The 18900-nt window shown below is 55.0% G+C and carries 14 protein-coding genes and 3 tRNA genes; 8 read left to right on the top strand and 9 right to left on the bottom strand.

Annotation, left to right across the window (positions count from 1 at the left end):
- Positions 1 to 243 precede the first annotated feature (243 nt).
- Positions 244 to 1905 carry a permease gene (locus FF011L_RS10115; RefSeq protein ID WP_145351564.1) on the top strand — a complete coding sequence of 554 codons (1662 nt, stop codon included), beginning with the start codon at positions 244 to 246 and terminating at the stop codon, positions 1903 to 1905.
- A gap of 239 nt (positions 1906 to 2144) precedes the next feature.
- Here the strand turns inward: FF011L_RS10115 and FF011L_RS10110 are convergent.
- Together FF011L_RS10110 and rpsU are read right to left on the bottom strand one after the other, a co-directional pair.
- Positions 2145 to 2218, bottom strand: a tRNA-Val gene (locus FF011L_RS10110).
- Positions 2219 to 2302: 84 nt separating this feature from the next.
- On the bottom strand, positions 2303 to 2500 hold the full coding sequence (rpsU, locus tag FF011L_RS10105) for a 30S ribosomal protein S21 (protein ID WP_145351563.1): 198 nt from the start codon (positions 2498 to 2500) through the stop codon (positions 2303 to 2305).
- Positions 2501 to 2829: 329 nt separating this feature from the next.
- On the opposite strand from rpsU, the gene FF011L_RS10100 reads away from it, so the two are divergent.
- On the top strand, positions 2830 to 5316 hold the full coding sequence (locus tag FF011L_RS10100; protein WP_145351562.1) for a YidC/Oxa1 family insertase periplasmic-domain containing protein: 2487 nt from the start codon (positions 2830 to 2832) through the stop codon (positions 5314 to 5316).
- A gap of 1019 nt (positions 5317 to 6335) precedes the next feature.
- Here the strand turns inward: FF011L_RS10100 and FF011L_RS10095 are convergent.
- Together FF011L_RS10095 and FF011L_RS10090 are read right to left on the bottom strand one after the other, a co-directional pair.
- The gene (locus tag FF011L_RS10095) at positions 6336 to 6752 is read right to left on the bottom strand and encodes a transthyretin-like family protein (protein WP_145351561.1); all 417 of its coding nucleotides are present in this window, start codon (positions 6750 to 6752) and stop codon (positions 6336 to 6338) included.
- Between the two features lie 122 nt (positions 6753 to 6874).
- Positions 6875 to 7903 (bottom strand): DUF1559 family PulG-like putative transporter, encoded by a 1029-nt coding sequence (locus tag FF011L_RS10090; RefSeq protein ID WP_145351560.1) that lies wholly within the window; start codon positions 7901 to 7903, stop codon positions 6875 to 6877.
- 454 nt (positions 7904 to 8357) lie between these two features.
- On the opposite strand from FF011L_RS10090, the gene greA reads away from it, so the two are divergent.
- Both greA and FF011L_RS10080 read left to right on the top strand, forming a co-directional pair.
- The gene (gene greA, locus FF011L_RS10085) at positions 8358 to 8840 is read left to right on the top strand and encodes a transcription elongation factor GreA (protein ID WP_145351559.1); all 483 of its coding nucleotides are present in this window, start codon (positions 8358 to 8360) and stop codon (positions 8838 to 8840) included.
- Positions 8840 to 9595, top strand: a complete 756-nt coding sequence (locus tag FF011L_RS10080; RefSeq protein WP_145351558.1) for a hypothetical protein — start codon at positions 8840 to 8842, stop codon at positions 9593 to 9595. The genes greA and FF011L_RS10080 overlap by 1 nt, the downstream gene beginning before the upstream one ends.
- A gap of 613 nt (positions 9596 to 10208) precedes the next feature.
- Here the strand turns inward: FF011L_RS10080 and FF011L_RS10070 are convergent.
- A complete protein-coding gene (locus tag FF011L_RS10070; RefSeq protein ID WP_145351557.1) occupies positions 10209 to 11126 on the bottom strand; it encodes a TIM barrel protein in 918 nt (305 codons plus the stop codon).
- Between the two features lie 108 nt (positions 11127 to 11234).
- Here FF011L_RS10070 and FF011L_RS10065 point away from each other — a divergent pair, with 108 nt between their 5' ends.
- Positions 11235 to 12179: an MBL fold metallo-hydrolase gene (locus FF011L_RS10065; RefSeq protein ID WP_391560927.1), complete on the top strand. Its 945-nt coding sequence runs from the start codon at positions 11235 to 11237 to the stop codon at positions 12177 to 12179.
- Positions 12180 to 12465: 286 nt separating this feature from the next.
- The gene (locus tag FF011L_RS10060) at positions 12466 to 13881 is read left to right on the top strand and encodes a phytoene desaturase family protein (protein ID WP_145351556.1); all 1416 of its coding nucleotides are present in this window, start codon (positions 12466 to 12468) and stop codon (positions 13879 to 13881) included.
- Here FF011L_RS10060 and FF011L_RS10055 read toward each other — a convergent pair.
- Entirely contained in the window at positions 13878 to 14876 is a 999-nt protein-coding gene (locus FF011L_RS10055; RefSeq protein WP_145351555.1) for an FAD:protein FMN transferase, read from the bottom strand. The two genes, FF011L_RS10060 and FF011L_RS10055, sit on opposite strands and share 4 nt — an antisense overlap.
- Before the next feature lie 311 nt (positions 14877 to 15187).
- On the opposite strand from FF011L_RS10055, the gene FF011L_RS10050 reads away from it, so the two are divergent.
- Positions 15188 to 15276: transfer RNA gene (locus FF011L_RS10050), tRNA-Ser, on the top strand.
- Between the two features lie 69 nt (positions 15277 to 15345).
- Positions 15346 to 15418, top strand: a tRNA-Lys gene (locus tag FF011L_RS10045).
- Between the two features lie 263 nt (positions 15419 to 15681).
- On the opposite strand, the gene FF011L_RS10040 is transcribed toward FF011L_RS10045, so the two are convergent.
- From FF011L_RS10040 to FF011L_RS10030, 3 genes are all read right to left on the bottom strand, one after another.
- Positions 15682 to 16962, bottom strand: coding sequence for a hypothetical protein (locus FF011L_RS10040; protein ID WP_145351554.1), 1281 nt, complete (start codon positions 16960 to 16962; stop codon positions 15682 to 15684).
- A 57-nt stretch (positions 16963 to 17019) separates the two neighbouring features.
- On the bottom strand, positions 17020 to 17817 hold the full coding sequence (locus FF011L_RS10035; RefSeq protein ID WP_218933117.1) for a carboxylesterase family protein: 798 nt from the start codon (positions 17815 to 17817) through the stop codon (positions 17020 to 17022).
- Positions 17818 to 17952: 135 nt separating this feature from the next.
- Positions 17953 to 18759 (bottom strand): endonuclease/exonuclease/phosphatase family protein, encoded by an 807-nt coding sequence (locus FF011L_RS10030; RefSeq protein WP_145351552.1) that lies wholly within the window; start codon positions 18757 to 18759, stop codon positions 17953 to 17955.
- Between the last annotated feature and the right edge of the window lie 141 nt (positions 18760 to 18900).

Raw genomic sequence — 18900 nt, 5'->3', positions numbered from 1 at the left:
CCGAACCGGAGACGGCTTTTTTGGGGCCAGCGGACTAATTTCAAATCTTGGCTTCATGCCAGGCAAGCTGGCATGGGGCCTATTCTTGCCGACAAATCGCCCACGAACAAATTTCACGTCCCCCGCGAAATTAGCGCCCGCAAACGCTACTTTCGCGGAGCGAAAGGCAACACTAAAAGATTCACGTCCGCCGCGAAAAGCGACGCATCTTGCTATGATGCATTTTTTTCGGGGAAGTCGCTCATGCCTAACACGGACGCTCAAACCCAACTGCCGCGATTCTGGTGGGCTGGAACCGGAGACATCAACGCTTTCTTCGGCTTGATGCTAGACAACCTTGCGGGGTTGTTGTTAATGACCACGCTGCTGGTTGGGTTTGGAATGGATTCCGAGTTCATTGTGACTCACATGGTTCCCGGTACCGCACTCGGCGTTTTGTTAGGAGACATCGCCTTTTTTGCCCTGGCCCTGCGGATGGGCCGGCGCGAGGGTCGCTCGGACGTTACCGCGATGCCCCTTGGACTGGATACGCCCTCGACGTTTGGAATGATCCTACTTGTCCTCGGCCCCGCATTCTTGGCGGCTCGACAAGCCGGCATGAGCGACTGGGATGCGTCGGTTCATACTTGGCACATCGGAATCTGGTGTGTGGTGATCAGTGGAATATTAAAACTAGCGTTGGCCCCGTTTGGAACCATGGCCCGCAAGATCATCCCTCGCGCAGGACTGCTGGGATCCTTGGCCGCGATCGCATTGGTGCTGATCAGCTTCTTTCCTTTGACACATATCCTCGGCACTCCATTGCCAGGGCTGCTGGGACTGGTGATCGTGCTTGCAACCCTGATCGGCAAAATCCCATTGCCGGGAAGGACTCCGGGAACCTTGGGAGCCTTGATCGTAGCGGGCAGTGTCTATTACTTCTTATGTGCTCTGGGAGTATGGGGATACACGTTCCCCGAACCCGGACCGATCACGTGGTTCCCTGTGGAATGGCTAGGAACTTGGCGAGGCGAATGGTTGTCCGCGTTTGGTGACGCCCTCCCCTATCTTCCCTTTGCCCTTCCATTTGCGTTGGCGACCGTCGTTGGAGGCATCGACTGCACCGAAAGTGCTGCCGCAGCAGGAGACGAATACGACACGCGCAGTGTGCTGGGGATCGAGGCGATGGCAACATTGCTTGCGGGCTTGTCCGGAGGCGTCATCCAAACAACTCCTTACATCGGACACCCAGCCTACAAAGCGATGGGAGGCCGAGCCGCGTACACGTTGGCGACCGCATTGCTGATCGCCTCAGCAGGGATCGTCGGTTACTTCGCCTGGCTGAATGCGTGGCTTCCAATCCCGGCGGTTTATCCGATCTTGGTTTTTATTGGGCTAGAGATCACCGCCCAATCCTTTCAAGCGACTCCACGAAAGCACTACGCAGCCGTCGCGATCGCCTGCTTGCCGGCACTCGCCTACTTAGCGATGAGCCTACCGGACCGATTAATGGGAGACCCCGCAATCATGGGAGCCGGTATTTCCATGGACAATCTAGGAAACGCTGGACTCCGTCACGACCTAGAAACGCTGCGAATGTTCAGCAACGGTTTTATCGTCACGTCGCTGATCTGGGCGTGGGTTCTGGCAGCGTTGATCGACCGAAGACTGACCTTAGCTGCAGCCGTACTGATGGGAGGCGCGATACTGACATGTTTCGGAGTCATCCATTCGCCACTAGCGGGAAACCGCTTATTCATCCCCTGGATCAGCGATCCGGCCAGTTCCCTAGAGCTCCCCAGGACGCACCTCCCCATCGTGATGGAATTTGTCGCCGGCTACGCCGTCACGTCACTCTTTTTGGTGGTCTGGGCAAAACTACCATCCTCCATCACCTCCCCGACCAGCGAAGAGGAACCGCACTAAATTGTTTTGGCAAGAAAATGGGGGCAAGAAAATAACAATGATGGAGCTGAGCCAACGGAGATCCGGGCTAAAAGCAATGGCAGCGAAAGTTTTGCGTTGCGGCCATGCCGACTGCCGATCGACATCGGGGGAACGGCCGCTCGCCTGGTCGAAAAGACATTTTACGCCACCGATAAGAGATTCCGGTTATGCGGTTCCACAAAAAAACCCTTGGAAAGATTGTTTCCAAGGGTTCAAAGTGGGCGATGAGGGACTCGAACCCCCGACATCCTCGGTGTAAACGAGGCGCTCTAGCCAACTGAGCTAATCGCCCTGGCGAATCGGGTTTCCTATTGTTTCGGAAAATTCCCGATTGGAATTTAGTGTTTTACCGGTCTAATGGACCGCTTCGCTAAAATCAACCACCAGCCAATAGACGGGTACGACGGCCTCGACGTTCGGCTCGCAAACGTGCTCGGCGATTCGTTTCGCTCGGTTTTTCATAGTATTCGCGACGGCGCATCTCTTTTTTGATGCCACTACGCTCGACCAATTTGCGGAATCGGCGGACGGCTTCTTGAATGCTTTCCCGATCTCGAACGACTAACTTAACCATCGATTCTCCAATGCATTGGGCTGTTGATTCCCTCCGGACTATGTAGAGGTGCAGACAAAGTAAGGCCGCCGGTAAGCGACTGGTGCGACAATCTAGCTTTCTTTAGGGGGTATTTGCAATGGGAGCAAAGCGAACTAAGCAAAAAAATCTTTGGTTCTGGCGAATTAAGGGTGGGAAAGCTGTTTTCGGGTTCCCAATATCGCCATTGACGGGCAGAATACCCCGAAAAGCCGGCTCGGGGATTCATTGGTCTTTCTTTTATCCCATCGATTTTCCCCGCCCCGCATTTTGCTCCCTACTACCTTACTAGTTACCGGATCGCTCTGCTCGTGGAACGCCGCCTACTGTCCTGGGTCATCGCTTCGACCGCCTTTTTGTTTATCTACATCTCGCTTAACGGGATGTTTGGCCCTCCTAAGCCCCCACAGCCCGATCCTCTGATCGATCAGGCTGAGGTCGCTGCGGACCTAGACGCGTTGCCTGGAGCCGACTCGGACCCGCAACTGGAAGCGGTCGAAGTCGACATCGAAGAAGAGGCCCGGCCGACCAAGACCGCTTGGCAGACTCTGGGGTCCTATGACGCGGAATCTGGCTACCGCATGCTGGTTTACCTAAATAACCGCGGAGCTGGGATCGAACGGATCGAGCTGACCGAACGGAATAAAAAAGGTCGCCTGCGTTATCGCCGCGTCGATGTCCAAGGCGGTTATGCCGGATATATGGCTCTGGAAGATTCTCTCGACCAAGCCGGACCAAAAATTAACGTGATCGGCCCGGCGACTCCGGTTGCCCTCGCCACTTCCCAACAGACGGGGATCCCTGACGGACTGCAGGTCGGCGACCGGATCACATCGGTCAAAGGGAAATCAACTCCCGATCGCCAAGCCTTCGCTGACGCACTGGAAAAAATTGAACCGGGCACCAAAGTGACCGTCACGGTCCTTCGCGGCCTGGAAACGGAATTGGCGGAAGAAGCAACCGACGAAGAGGCTCCCGAATCGCCGGACGGCATTGGCGTAGAGCTTGCCTTCGATATCGAACTGACCGAGCACCCGCTCGACCTGATTCGGCTTTCCAGTCGCGGTGGCGAGGACGAAATCCCTGGCAACTTGGATCGCCTTTCCTGCCTAATGACGCTGTCTCAGGTTGCTGGGCGACAACTGGCCGACTCCGAAACGGAACTCGCTTCACTCCCCAGTCAGCACAACGTGATCTGGGACGTCGAGGAACAACCCGCTTCGACCACCGGCGAACAACAAGCGACCTATCGCCTTCCCGTTTCCAAGGCGGCTCTCCAAAAGCTGAAAGCGGAACCGGTGGAATTGATCCATCGCTACACGCTTGGCAAAGGCAGCTACCTGATCGATATGGAAGTCGGTATCGAGAACAAAGGCGAAAAGGACCAGAACCTGGCCTACCGCTTGGATGGACCAAACGGAATTACGCTTGAAGGCTGGTGGTATTCCAACAAGATCAGCCCGAACTTTGGTGGAGCCGGGGCCCGCGATATCCTGTACAAAAACAGCGGCAGCGGCGATGTCCTGTGGGGAACCTATGCGTTAATTAAAGAACGCCGCAAAAAGGAAGGCCCCCCCGCCAAGATCCTGTTCTCTCCGGACGACCCGGAAAGCGAACGCGAACTGAATTTTATCGGCGTCGACGCACAGTACTTCACGGTCGCCTACGTCCCAGTCGAGGAACCGTTCTTCAAGGAATACACTCGAGCCGCCGCGACCCTGGTCTGCGACGAAGCGTTGCTTCCCAAGCACCAAGAACGAGCGGCAAACACGTCGTTCTACCTGGACAGCAAGCAACTAGCGATTCCAGCTGGTGAAACAGTGATGCACAAAGTGCGAATGTTTGCCGGCCCAAAACAGGAAACGCTGCTAGCCGCGTACGGCCTTTCCGATGCGATCTACTACGGCTGGTTCCCGATGATCGCAAAACCACTGCAGGCAATCCTGCACTTCCTGAACAACAACATCACGTTCAATTACGCATTTGCGATTGTGCTGCTGACCCTAATGGTCCGAATGCTGATGTTCCCGCTCGGGCGGCGAGCCGCCATGCACGCACAAAAAATGCAAGAACTGGCTCCTCAGCTAAAGGCGATCGGCGAAAAGTACAAAGACGACATGGAAGGTCGTTTAAAGGCTCAGCGAGAACTTCAGCAACGAGCCGGCTTCAATCCGCTGTCGGGTTGCTTGCCAATGTTCATCCAGCTGCCGATTTTCATCGGCTTATACCGATGCCTTTCGGTCGATATCGAGCTTCGCCAAGCGGCCCTTAGCCCCTCATGGCAATGGTGCAGCAACCTTGCGGCTCCCGACATGCTTTACTACTGGGGCGACTGGATGTGGGAATACATGAGCGGACGAGGGACCGGCTGGCTGGGCCCTTACTTCAACATCCTGCCGATGCTGGTGATGCTGCTGTTCTTGGCGCAACAAAAAATGTTCATGCCACCGGCGACCGACGAACAAACTGCAATGACTCAAAAGGTCATGACTTTCATGACCCTGTTCATGGGCTTCCTGTTCTTCCGAGTCCCCAGCGGACTTTGCATCTACTTCATCACCAGCAGCCTTTGGGGCATTGCGGAACGCAAGCTAGTCAAGAAGTCGCTTCCACCCAAAGCAGAGGGAGGCGGAGCCCTGGCCTACAGCACGCCCTCCGGGCCAACAGGTAACGGCAGCGATAAAAGCGAAGGCCCAAAATCGTTTGTCGATCGCATGAAAGAACGGATCGCCAACGAGCCACCTCCGGCCTTGCGTCCCGACAAGCGGAAACGCCCGAACGTCAAAAAGAAAAAGTAGGGACCAAGCAACGCCGGTGCCCAATCATCGCCACCCTGCTTGCTGCAATCGCACGTAGTAGAGTCTCTCCGAGACTCGTGCTTGCGATGTTCTCCGCCTCGGAGAGGCGGAGCTACGAGCAGAGGCGGAGCTACGAGGGAAGAACCGTCGCGACACCGTTGCCCAATCATCGCCACCCTGCTTGCTGCAAAAGCACGTAGTAGAGTCTCTCCGAGACTCGTGCTTGCCATGTTCTCCGCCTCGGAGAGGCGGAGCTACGAGCAGAGGCGGAGCTACGAGGGAAGAACCGTCGCGACACCGTTGCCCAATCATCGCCACCCTGCTTGCTGCAAAAGCACGTAGTAGAGTCTCTCCGAGACTCGTGCTTGCCATGTTCTCCGCCTCGGAGAGGCGGAGCTACGAGGGCAGAACCGACGCGACACCGTTGCCCAAGTATCGCCACCCTGTTTGCTGCAATAGCACGTAGTAGAGTCTCTCCGAGACTCGTGCCTGCCATGCTCTCCGCCTCAGAGAGGCGGAGCTACGAGGGAAGAACCGTCGCGACTCCGTTGCCCAAGTATCGCCACCCTGCTTGCTGCAAAAGCACGTAGCAGAGTCTCTCCGAGACTCGTGCCTGCCATGTTCTCCGCCTCGGAGAGGCGGAGCTACGAGCAGAGGCGGAGCTACGAGGGCAGAACTGCCGCGACACCGTTGCCCAAGTATCGCCACCCTGTTTGCTGCAATAGCACGTAGTAGAGTCTCTCCGAGACTCGTGCCTGCCATGCTCTCCGCCTCAGAGAGGCGGAGCTACGAGGGAAGAACCGTCGCGACTCCGTTGCCCAAGCATCGCCACCCTGTTTGCTGCGATAGCACGTAGTAGAGTCTCTCCGAGACTCGTGCTTGCCATGCTCTCCGCCTCGGAGAGGCGGAGCTACGAGAAGAGACGGAGCTACGCAACTGCCGTTGCTAACGTTTCCTGACGGTGGCTCCAACTCGGGAAGCGTCTTTGTTGATCTTCACGTACCCGACGCGACAGTTTGTTACGGGTAAGTCAAATCGATGGTGTTTGATCCTGAGGTGACTTCGACGTCTTTTTGCATACGCAGGTATTCAGGCTTGATCGAAGCGGATTCCTTCAGGACCGCGCTCGTTGCTGTGGCGGCATCGTCGAACCCAGGTTCTGGACCGCGAATCCCCACTTTATGCTTGCCGATCAGGGCTCCCTCGGTGGACGCGCTGTAGACCAATTCGTAATAGCCTTCCTCATCGGTAACTCCTGTCGATCCGCGGCCAGATTCCACAGGCTGAAAAGAGACCGTGACACCGGAGGCTGGCTGTCCGTCGATGGTGACTGTACCGCTGACGCTTCCCACAGGAACGGAGGGGCCGCCGCATCCAATCAAAGGAAGAGCAGCAAACGCGAGGACCAGAGCGGCAAATTTTTTGTGACTTGGCATAGATTCTTGCAAAAGAGTTCAGGTCAGAAGGGGATGAAAAAACCGCCGCCCGCGTAACTGCGGGCGGCGGCATTGTGGAAAAAGTCGGGGCGTTGGCAAATTCATTGCCCCGTTGCTAACGTTTATTCGCCGGTTGGCTGACCGTCGTTGCGCGATCCCAGTCGTTCAAGAACACTGTCAACGTTATCGTTTCCAGAAACTCCCCACGGGCGATGATCGATGGTTTCCGAGATAAACGAGACACCGCCGTCGGCACGAACGAACAGCACTCCACCGGGGTGAGGGCTGGCGAAACCACGCTGGCAGTCAGCCGCGGTGGGGCCATTCATCGTCAGAACCAGCGATCCCAAAGTCCGGGTGATGGTCAGTTGCTCATTGTTGATATCATTCCCCGCCCAGGCTCCTGCCTTACAAACGGCAAGGCCGGTTGGAGTGTTCATCTCGTAAGGGCGTTCACCAATCATCAGCGTATTGCTGGTACCATCGCTGATGTCGGAGAATCGCACCGAGCGGTTACGCATGAAGATACCGTTAGGGCTGCCCGTGCTGGTCGGTGGGCTCCATCGGCTGGGCATTCCGGCGTCGGGGCCGGTCATCCGGCCACCGCTGTGCCAGCGACGAGTCGTGTTGACGCCCACGTAGTTCGACTTGCCAGCTTCGCGGATTGTGCCGGCTGCGTCACGAAGCGAGCTGTCTGATCCCCGAAGGACACCATCTCCACTGTCTGACGGGCAGATGAAGGGACTGAGTGCCGTTTTGAGCAGTTCCGAACGGTCGTAAACGCCCCCTGGAGTCAATGCGGCCGACAAAGGAATGGCACCACCACCCAGCTGGTCGTGCATCGGCCCTTGTTCCATAAATGGCATGATAAGCATTCCCCAGCCCCATTGCGACATTTCGTCCGTAGCAGGGTTGCCTTGCGCGGTGATGTCGTACAGGTATCCAGGGGCAAAACCGTTGTGAGTGTCATGGTAGTTATGCATCGCCAAGCCGTGCTGTTTCAAGTTGTTTTGACAACTCATTCGACGCGCCGCTTCACGGGCCGCTTGGACGGCTGGCAACAACAGACCAACCAAGACGCCAATGATGGCAATCACCACCAAGAGTTCCACGAGCGTGAAAGCTCGACGTTGCATAGCATTAGTACGCATTAGCAGAAAATTCCTGAAAATAAAGGGTGTACGAATAGAAGTATGGGCTAGAAGATTGGCAATCGCCGGTACCAAAGGACTGATCAAAAGACGCCATTCAATCAAGGACGTTAAATTTCCGTGATCAGTAACCGGTACAAAAGCAAACAAATCGCAATTCGCCTGCCTTGCCCATACCTCAATTCTAGTACTAAACGGAGAAAGGGCAACCATTGATGTCCAATTCCGGTCAGGAATCCGCCACTACGAATCGAATCTTTCGGCAGACAAATCATTTGCATGGCTCGCCTGTCCTTTACAAACAGGCTCGAAAAAGAGAAACTAAGCAGCTTGAATTCGCCTCCGCGATTCTTTTCTCAATCAATCAATGACGTGACGACCTGCTGCGGGAGACTGCGGAAGGTCGTTATATTTTTGCGCTCGCCGAACCTGTTCCAAGTGAAGGATAATTTCGATGCACGATTCGGTTCCGATGACCCGCGAGGGATACAACAAAATCAAATCCGAAATGGAACGTCTCGATTCAGTCGAGATGCCCAAGATCACAGAAAAGATCGCAGAGGCGAGAGAGGAGGGAGACCTTAAAGAAAACGCGGAATACCATGCCCAGCGTGAAAACCAAGGTTTGCTACAGCGAAAGATCGACGAACTAAAAATGAAACTGGCGCGGGCCACCATCGTCGACCTTTCCACGCTCCCCAAGGACGAAGTGGTCTTCGGATGCACCGTAACCGTTGAAGACCTGGAGTACGGCGACGAGGAACAATTCACGCTGGTCGGCGCTGGCGAAGAAGACTACGACCAAGGAAAAATTTTGGTCACCAGCCCACTCGGCCAAGGACTGGTCGGCAAAAAGGTTGGGCAAACTGCAGAAATCGAAGCCCCGGCCGGAAAGATGAAATTCAAAATCGTGAAGATTGAATTCCTAGGCCTGTAATGACTGATACCCCCGACCCCACGTCGTCACAACCGGCTTCCGAACCAGCGTCCGATACCCCGGAGAATCCTCCTGGAACCTCGACGCTGCCCGAAGATGAGGACGATGGCGTCGGTTGGCTGCCCGCCATCGTGGCGACCTGCCTGCTGATCGCTGCGGCAATGTTTGTTTGCTGCGGCGTGACCACCTACAGCCTGTTTCAAAAACGGACAGAACTGGCGGCTCGGACCCTGTCGGGGCACACGATCCCTACGATCGAACAAAGCCAATTGGATCCCGAAGACAAACAAGCGTTGATCAAAATCCTCTCGGCAGTCGTTTCAGACGCCGAGCAAGGGCGACTGGAAAACTGGCAGGCAAGTGGGGTCATGAACCGATTGACTCGGATCCCCATATTGGAATGGGGAGACCTAGCGGCTATCGAAGCAATGATCCAGTCACGCGATGACTTTGATGAGGTTGCAAAAGCGGAAGCAAGCAAACAAATCTCTCGACTGCGCAAAGCAATCCTTTCAGACCAGCTGACAATCTTCGCAATCAACGATGTGCTGACCCCCATCCTCCAGGATGACGATTCACTTCGAGGCCAACACCTGACCCCCAATCCATCGTCCGAAGTCCTTATGGAAATCGTGACCCGATCACGCCTGACCGCGGACAACAACAACATCGAAGACGCCCCTGTAGAGGCCGGATCGATCGTCGAATGGGTTCAGCAAGAAGTGGCAGCCGGACGAACCGAAGGATCAAGGTAGTCCCCAACGTCGCAGCCCCCCGGCAACGACGCAACAAAGTCCGCTTGCATACTTCCGCGCGCCCCTGAACAGGAATGCGCCAGGTCCCGCGACCTCTAAACGGCGTGAGAGAGAGACGTCCAGTTCACAGGCAACGGCCTTAGTCTTCGCCCTCACAAACAAAAGCACGCGCTGCGGAACTCCCAACTCCCAACTCCCAACTCCCAACTCCCAACTCCCAACTCCCAACTCCCAACTCCCAACTCCCAACTCCCAACTCCCAACTCCCAACTCCCAACTCCCAACTCCCAACTCCCAACTCCCAACTCCCAACTCCCAACTCCCAACTCCCAACTCCCAACTCCCAACTCCCAACTCCCAACTCCCAACTCCCAACTCCCAACTCCCAACTCCCAACTCCCAACTCCCAACTCCCAACTCCCAACTCCCAACTCCCAACTCCCAACTCCCAACTCCCAACTCCCAACTCCCAACTCCCAACTCCCAACTCCCAACTCCCAACTCCCAACTCCCAACTCCCAACTCCCAACTCCCAACCAGACGGCGCATCAAAAAAGGGACCGCACACCGGATGCGATCCCTTTTTCTTTTTAAGAAACTAACCGTTGAACGATTAGTTCATTGGCGTTGGCTCGTAAGGCATCGACGAGACGAGATCCATTGGGCGAGGAGTGACAGGCAGGCCAGCTCCTTCGAAGATCGCGTCGATCGCTTCCTGAGCGGCATTCACGGTCGCTTCGCGAGTGCGTTCTTTGTACTGAGCGCCCGAGGCGGTCGGCATGATTGCTGCGTCGACGTCGGCGGAAGCCAAGTACTTGGTGATTTCGACGTGATTCAATGGCCCGTCAACGGTTGGCAAGATGCGATCGGTGCTCTTGGCCGTTTCTGGAGTCGCGTCTTCGGTCAGTTCGCCGTAACGGACGACAAAAACTTTGTCGGCTGGAACGGTTTTGACTTGCTCAAGAGTTCCGCCACCAACCTGCCAGTCCCAGGTATCAAGAACGTATCCGATCGTGTCGCCAGTGACATTCTTGGCGAGTGCCAAGAAGCTTTCGACAGTGTTCACGAATGGGAACTGGAAACCTTCCAATTTTTCAGCACCAGCGGCAAAACCGATCCCGAGGCGAATTTCTTTGCCTGCAAGGACTTCAGCAACCTGCTTGATACGGCCAGAAACCGTTTCGAAGAATTCGGGGAATGCTGCGATATCGGTTGCCGATGGCAAGCGGATCGTTGCGGTCTTGGCGCCCAATTGCTGAGCAACTTCAGCCAAGGGATGAACCTGGCCAAGCTGAACGGTGAACTCTTCATCGGTGGTGTTCAAATCGACGCCACAATCAAAGCACCCGATTTCGATCTCAGCCGCCCGCAGGTACTTCGAAGCATCTTCGAAGCTGGTTCGCTGGGTCCGTTTCAACATGTCGGTCATATTGACCTCCATTCCACGGAAAGCGTAGGTCAAAGCCAATTCGATTAGTTCGCTCTGGCGACCTGTGATCCCCAATCCCTGTGGTGAAAAATTCTTTAGCATTCCTAAATATCCTCTAATTAACCGGTGTTTTAGCGGGTCTGTTCTCGTCTGTGGGCCTGTTCAACAGCGTAGCACTGGACACCTTGGAGACAGAACGAATTGCGAAGTATGGCAGGTTTCCCCCGTATTGGAAAAGGGGTCCCATGGCATACCATGTTTCAGGTCTCTTTTTGCGATTCCAACGGACGATCCCAGTCGCCCCCTATCCCCACGGTACTGATGCCCGAAAAATCCCCTCAAACGCCCGCCGCCCGCGGTCGCTCCATCGAAGGAAAGGTTGTTTTCCTTGGAACAGGCACCAGCGTCGGCGTCCCTGCCCTGGGTTGTGACTGCCCTGTCTGCACGGGCGGGCATCCGCGCGACCAACGGACTCGATGTGCCATCCTGCTGGGACTGCCCGCCGGAAATTTGTTGATCGACACCCCTCCAGACCTCAGAACGCAACTACTTCGCGAAGATATAGGCTTGGTCCAAGCGGTCGCCTTCACCCATGCCCATGCTGACCACCTGTTTGGCCTGGACGATCTACGGCTCTTCCCTTTCTACCTGGGGCACCCCGTCCCGCTCTACTGTGAACCCGCGGTCGAAGCCCGCATTCGACACTCTTACGACTACGCCTTCTTGACCTCCCCGACGACCCACCCGGGCGCTCGACCGCAACTGGAACCGCGAACCATCGCCCCAGAAAAGCCGTTTCAGGTAGCGGGAACCACGGTGATGCCACTTCGCTTACTTCACGGCAAGTTACCCGTCCTGGGATTCCGCGTCGGCGATTTTGCTTACTGCACCGACACAAACCAGGTCCCCGAAGAGACCATGGCGAAGCTAAAAGGAGTCCGCACGTTTGTGATCGACGCGTTGCGACTGAAATCCCATCCAACCCATTTTTCGCTTGACGAGGCTCTAGAAATAGCAGCAGAGGTCGGGGCCGAAAGAACGGTGCTAACCCACATCTCTCACGACCTGGGATATGAGCGAATCCAACCGAACTTGCCGGCAGGGGTCCAGATGGCCTACGACGGACTGGAACTGCCACTATCACTTGATTCTTAACCCCCTCGGTTGAAAAGGTTTGCATCGGTTTCTAACCTACCACGTCGGAAATCCGTTTTTTGGCATGTCGCCTTTCGCGAGGAGGCAGTGAATTTACGCTGATCGGTCTCAACAGTGTCGCCTTCCGCTCCGCGAAAGTTGCGTCAGCAAACCCAACTTTCGCGAAACGAAAGGCGACCAAAAAGATTCACCGCCAAGACAGACCCGACGCTCCCGCAGCGGCCCCTTAGTTCCTGCCCGTTTAAGTCAAACATCCCCACACCTTCCTAGTCAATTTGCAGATCCCATGGCACGAGATTTCTTAAAAGGAGCCGCTGACGAATACGATGTGGTCGTCATCGGCAGCGGACTGGGGGGGATGACTTCAGCCAACATCCTGGGGCGAGCAGGGCATCGCGTGCTGCTGCTTGAACAGCACTACAAACTGGGAGGCTTAGCGACTTGGTTTCGCCGGCCCGGTGGGCACATTTTCGATATCTCGCTGCACGGTTTTCCATACGGGATGGTCAAGAGCTGCCGTCGCTACTGGACCAAAGATATCGCCGATCGCATTGTCCAACTGAAGAACATTCGCTTTGAAAACCCGATGTTCTCGGTTCGCACCACCTTCAATCGAGACGATTTCACTCGATTGCTGACGACCGATTTCAAGGTCGATCCGGTGGCCGTCAATCAGTTCTTCGACACCGCGCGAGGAATGAACTTTTACGACGACCAGACAACAACCACGCGTCAATTGTTTGATCGTTTCTTCCCCGGCCGCGAAGACGTCATCCGGTTGCTGATGGAACCGATCACCTACGCAAATGGATCGACGCTCGAAGACCCCGCAATCACGTATGGGATTGTGTTTAGCAACTTCATGAACAAAGGGGTTTTCATCTACGAAGGGGGAACGGACGACTTGGTTCAGCGAATGGAAAAGGAGCTGAAAAAGAACAATGTTGATATTCGGATCCGTTGCCCGGTTGAAAAAATCAACGTTTCCGGAGACCGCGTCCAGTCGGTCGAAGTCAATGGACGGACCATTCGCACCAAAGCGGTTGTCAGCAACGCGAACCTCCGATCAACGATCCTCGACATGGTGGGACCGCAAAGCCTTCCCAGTGATTTCATTCAGCAGACCGAAGCCGTTCGCCTGAACAACAGCAGCACGCAGGTCTACATGGCCTTAAAACCAGACGCCCACGTGGATGAATCGACCGGCGATCTGTTGTTCACAAGTACCGCGCCCTATTTCCGAACCGAAGCGTTGCTCAGCCGCGACATCACCAGCCGCACCTTTAGTTTCTACTACCCGCGGACTCGGCCCGACGGCAAACAACGGCACGCGATTGTCAGCAGTACCAACGCGAACTGGAGCGACTGGGCAGACCTAAGCGACGCCGACTACGAAGCGAGCAAAAAAGAACTGATCGAAACGACCCTGGATGCTCTGGACAAATACGTCCCGAACATCCGCGAAATGATCGACTGGGCCGAAGCCGCAACGCCTCGAACCTTTCAGCATTACACGCAGCATCAATTGGGCGCAAGCTTCGGCACCAAGTTTGAAGGCCTTGGCGTCAGCCGCGCCCTGCCGCAACAGATCACCGGCATGTACCACGCTGGCAGCGTCGGGATCATCATGAGCGGCTGGCTTGGCGCGATGAACTACGGCGTGATTGTCAGCAACGAAGTCGATCAGTTCCTGGTCGGCTAGCCTGCCCATTCCGCGCCGCCGGCAAAGAGAACCTCAACGCCCCCCTGGCGGTCACTTGACCGAATGCAATAGAGGGGACGGCACATGGCATCGGCAGCTTGCATGGCGATTTCCTGTCCTTCCACAAACCATCCGGTCGCCAAGGCGTCCGATTCGGCGGCGGTCGGAGCCAACACGGTCAGCGATTCCAGATCTCCGGCGGGCCAGCCACTACGTGGATCGATGACATGCCCAAAACGCTTGCCACGAAAATGAAAGAATTGTTTTCCGGGACCGCTAGTCGACATCGATGCGTCTTGCAGCAGAATCGTCCCCAGCCGATGCTCAGGCCTAGAAGGATGCTGAACGCCAACGACCCAGCCTTTGGAACTTCCTGCGGACGCATCGCCATCGCTGTTCCCGCGAGCGGCCAGCGTGCTATTTCCGCCATGGACAAGGAAATGTTCGACGCCCAATTGCGTCAGTTGATCGCAGACGTGGTCGATGGCAAACCCTTTGCCGATCGCCCCCAGATTGACCTGCATCCCCGGTTTGGCCAGCCTGACCGTGCGCTGTGAAGCATCGACCTGGACGTTGCGCCAGTCAACCAAACTGCGAGCTCGCTCGATTTCTTCCGCCGATGGCTTTCGGCCTCGCCGCCGTGTAAATCCCCAAGCTTCAATCAATGGTCCGGCGGTCACATCGAACGCGCCCGAAGTTTTTTCCGCAAGCTCGGCCGCCTTCAGAAGAACGTCCACCACGTCTTGGCAAACTCTCACCGGCTCCCCGGCGACCGCGTTGATCCTGGAAACATCGCTTCCGGCCTGGTAGATACTTAGCTGCTGTTCCATCGCCTGGACCGTCTGAAGCGCGGAGAGCGCTTGGTCCAGCTGACGACCACTCGTCGCGTGAGGCAACAGAATCACAAATTCGGTTGCCATCGCCGAAACGCGTAACTCGTGCAGGAACGTGGATGCTTCAGAATCCGCATCCAGCGGGGATTCGGGGGTCGGCATAGCGGCTCAAACGAAAAGAAAATCCAGAAATCAACCGGAAAGACAGAATAGGTTCACCCCTAAGATCTAGATGACCGATGATCTTTCTTCAAGATTCTTTTGGAAGCAAGTTTAGGGCTTAGTAAAAATATAGACCATAAAACGCTTAAAATTAGAAGCGTTTAGCTGGAACCTAAGGCTGCTGAGATTGTCTTGAAAGGAGTCGAAGGGAAGGCAGATCGATAAAGGGCTAAAATTTCGGCGATACGTGACTTCAGCGGGTTGCGTCCAAAGCCCTAATAAAGCAAAATCTGCTCTCCAGCGAATCGCACGGAGCGGTGGCTGAGTGGTCGAAAGCGCCGGTTTGCTAAATCGGTGAAGGGGTCAAACCCTTCCGCAGGTTCGAATCCTGTCCGCTCCGCTACAATAAAAATGGATTTTAGATGTGTAGTGATAAAGTACATGTCGCAGGAGTCCCTTTTATTGTTGGGAAGGTGTAGCTCAGTCGGTAGAGCAACGGACTTTTAATCCGTAGGTCCTGGGTTCGAGCCCCAGCACCTTCATTTCATTTTCTGAATCCATCAGGATTTCAGCAGTTCTTAACATCCCGCTTGCAAATTTGCAGGCGGGATGTTTTTTTATGCCTGCACGTATCCCAGGACACCAGAAGTTCGCACGGACCTAAACTGCGGGCGTCTAACCTGCATCCCGACAGTCCGTTGGCTTCGCGTCCCCATTCGCTCGGGACGTAAAGCCAATACCTGCTTGAAGGGATTGTGCAAAGGTCGGTGACAGCAACCCCGTTGCGGACGGTTCGTCAACGGATTCAATCGACAAAGCTGCGAACGGTTTCCTGGGGAGACGGAACATCAGATAGTTCAATTCCCTTCAAACCTTTCGCCAGCTTGATGGTTTGCTCGCCCTTGACCAGCGTGACGCCTGAAACGGTCACCCATTCGCAATTTGCACAATAGACGCCAGACCTTGCGTTCGACGCATACACGCCTCGAATCACCGCGTGACTTGCTACCCGGGCGGCACTATTCCGCTGCCCCAATTGAATTGCCGAATCCGCAACGAACCTGTAGCGATCGCCATCCTCAACCGGAGCATCGGGCAAAAAGACCAGATTCGAAACAAACGACGGTCCGCCATTGCCAATGTAAACGGCTCGAACGACATTCCCCCGCACCTCGCAATCTTGAACACGAAACCCAGTCGTTAAGTTCGTGCGAAACCCGAACGACATAGGGAAATCGGTTCGTCGATTCACGACAAGGCAACTGTCGATAACGACACCTCCGATGTTGCCTGCCTTTACCGCCGATTTTTGCACATCCACAAACACACAATTTTCGACGCGAAGAAAAACATCGACGTCGTTGTCCGATGCGATACCAGTGGACGCCCTGATTGCATCCGCATCGGTGTCATTAACGTTGTCGGTGACGGTGAAAATATCGCGGAAGGTGCACCCCGAAATACAACCACTGGAAGGATTGGCAACGGGACCGGTCTGCGTCCCTTCGGGATTGACGTTTCCATAACGAAACGCACCGACAAAGCCTTTGCCAATCGGTTTGCCGTCACCGTGGTTCGAAATATTCTGAAATCGGCAATTGCGGATCGACCAATCTTTCACCCCGTCCACACTAACCCACAGCGGATACAGGTTGGCGACTCCCCTTTTGCCTGAGTGAACGTTTTGAATGACGCATTCGATGAAGTGAAAGCGGTCGGCTCCTTTGTAGACGCGAATCATTCCGGGGTAGTTTGATTTGCCATCCCCATCAAATGTAACGCCGCGAAAAGCAACGTCCGCAGCAAAGACCTGAAACAATTCATACCTGGTTTCGGAAACGACACGAGCGATGCCGGTGATTGTTACCGGAGTCTTGATGGCGATTGTCTGATTGATTTTATACGTCGCCCCATCGACCAGTTTGACAACACGCGCCCGCGACAAAGCCGCAATCAAATTGGCGGTGTCCGAATCGGCGTTCCCGGTCGGCGCGACCGTTTCCTGATCAACGGTCGCATCCCCTTTCACAAGCGAAACCGGCAAAGAGAACGCAACCAATAGAAGAATGAAGATTCGATTTCGCAAGGTGGATGCTCCAAGGTGAGTAGGCAGTTCGAAAGGCACAAAACCAACAGCGTTAAACTAGCGTTTCGGTGCGGTCCCGGCATCCGCGTCATGCTGTGATACTCGCAAATCCTCATCGCTGACCAGCCAATCCAACATCCTCTGATACGACATCGCGCGGCGAAAGATCCCGGCGTGATCCTCCCCCTCCCAAACGGTCTCCACCACGTCCACCTTGAATCGCTTCGCGGACGTGACTGTTTCTTGCTGCTCCTTTCGCATGTAATCCTTCGCGCCAACAAACACCCAGACCTGTGTCGTCGAATAGTGCCGCAACGACCATGGATGACAAAGACCGGCGATGACCACCGACTTTGCGAATAATTTGTTCTCGTAAGAAGGAAGTTCCCAAGCGCCCGATCCCCCCATGCTAAAACCGACGACCGATCGTCGCTTTGCATCGATTCGATATTCCTTGCCGATTTCCCGAACCACTTCCCCCAGATGCATTGAATCCCAGTTCGTATACCGTTCACCATATTTGGACGGGGGGCAGATCGGCGTCACCACGATTGCGGGCAGACCAGTAAGTCCACCGATCGACTCCTTCAGCGTCTCGACATTCAGGGCACCGCCACCGTGGAGGAAAAGAATCAACGGCCAATGTCGTTCCGCGTCGACCTCGTAATCGTCTGGCAGGTTGACCAGACAGCGGTACCGCAAGGTTTCAGAATAAGTCCGTTCAACGACGTGCTCACGATGCTCCGATGCACTCGATCGTCCCACACTCGGACAAACCAGAGCGAGCAATAGGATTGCAATGCTTTTCGAGCGGCGGAACCGTGGATGACTAGCTGGCATGATCAACGGTCTCATCAAAAAGTTTTTGGAGGGGAACGGGCCCGAACAACAAAAGCGATGAACAGATCTGTGGGATCGAAGTTTCTTGTCCATTCGCTCAGTGAAGATTGGCAAAAAATGGGGCAAGAAGATAAGAGAAGGAGATTTCCTTCACTTTGGATTTTTTCGTGGAAAGACTAACTCCGCCCAGATCGGTTTATGATCGGACAACGGTGTTTCCAGTTCGATGATCCCACCGTCGGTGGTTTTGGCGTCCGATCGAGTGCTGAACAAGATGTGGTCGATGACGCCAAGGCTCTTTTTAGGGTCGAACGCGTTATAGGTAAATTCTTTAGAGAGATCTATTTCCAGGTCTTTCCATGTGGGGTTCAGCCCCGCTTCCAGAATCGTGTCCATCGCGTCATCGCCGATCCTGTTGTTGTAATCCCCAACAACAATGACCCGTTCCGTCGTCTCCTTCGGAAGAATCTGCGTTGCAAGCTTATAGGCATGCCCATTCGTTTTGCCCGAAGCACAGATATGCAGCGAGTAAAACGCGATGCGAACTCCATCAATCTCGGTCACCGCCCTGACAGCCGATGCGGGGTTCCAGCCATGTCCCGGGCTCTCCATTTTGTATTCTGCGGTCCCTTCAAGCGGTGTTCGGCTGAGAATGGTTTTGTATTTATCCTTGTGGTTTGCCGAAGAAACCTTGCCCACATAGCTGTACTTCATACCCAGCACTTTTCCAACGCGGGCCGTCCAATCGCCATCCGGCGCTTCATCAAAACCGACCAGGTCCAGGTCGTATGGTTTGAACATTTCGCCAATCTGCTCAGGCGTGGCACTTCGGCTGAATTCAACGTTGTAGGAAGCAACGCGAACGGTGATCTGATCTTCGGTCCCAGGAGCGGCAACCGAGATTCCCATTGTGCAGACGATGGAAAAAACAATCGATGAGGCTTGCAGAATGTTCAACGGAGATTCTTTCTTTGATGACTTCTCTTACCAGACCTACTAAATCACTGGACCGCCTAAATCACGAACGCAAATCCAATCGCAGCATTTGCAGTTTATCTGATTGCGTGGACTGCCGTACTTACCGCCAGACTTTCGCCA

Source organism: Roseimaritima multifibrata (genome assembly GCF_007741495.1).
In the GTDB taxonomy this organism is placed as follows: Bacteria; Planctomycetota; Planctomycetia; order Pirellulales; family Pirellulaceae; genus Roseimaritima; species Roseimaritima multifibrata.
This window is presented reverse-complemented; position numbering and strand designations above follow the sequence as displayed.

What these genes read in the sequence shown, in the direction of transcription:
- FF011L_RS10115 (WP_145351564.1), top strand. Translation starts at nt 244, where the DNA reads ATGCCTAACACGGACGCTCAAACCCAACTGCCGCGATTCTGGTGGGCT.
- rpsU (WP_145351563.1), bottom strand. Translation starts at nt 2,500, where the DNA reads ATGGTTAAGTTAGTCGTTCGAGATCGGGAAAGCATTCAAGAAGCCGTC.
- FF011L_RS10095 (WP_145351561.1), bottom strand. Translation starts at nt 6,752, where the DNA reads ATGCCAAGTCACAAAAAATTTGCCGCTCTGGTCCTCGCGTTTGCTGCT.
- FF011L_RS10090 (WP_145351560.1), bottom strand. Translation starts at nt 7,903, where the DNA reads ATGCGTACTAATGCTATGCAACGTCGAGCTTTCACGCTCGTGGAACTC.
- greA (WP_145351559.1), top strand. Translation starts at nt 8,358, where the DNA reads ATGCACGATTCGGTTCCGATGACCCGCGAGGGATACAACAAAATCAAA.
- FF011L_RS10080 (WP_145351558.1), top strand. Translation starts at nt 8,840, where the DNA reads ATGACTGATACCCCCGACCCCACGTCGTCACAACCGGCTTCCGAACCA.
- FF011L_RS10070 (WP_145351557.1), bottom strand. Translation starts at nt 11,126, where the DNA reads ATGCTAAAGAATTTTTCACCACAGGGATTGGGGATCACAGGTCGCCAG.
- FF011L_RS10065 (WP_391560927.1), top strand. Translation starts at nt 11,235, where the DNA reads ATGGCAGGTTTCCCCCGTATTGGAAAAGGGGTCCCATGGCATACCATG.
- FF011L_RS10060 (WP_145351556.1), top strand. Translation starts at nt 12,466, where the DNA reads ATGGCACGAGATTTCTTAAAAGGAGCCGCTGACGAATACGATGTGGTC.
- FF011L_RS10055 (WP_145351555.1), bottom strand. Translation starts at nt 14,876, where the DNA reads ATGCCGACCCCCGAATCCCCGCTGGATGCGGATTCTGAAGCATCCACG.
- FF011L_RS10035 (WP_218933117.1), bottom strand. Translation starts at nt 17,817, where the DNA reads ATGAGACCGTTGATCATGCCAGCTAGTCATCCACGGTTCCGCCGCTCG.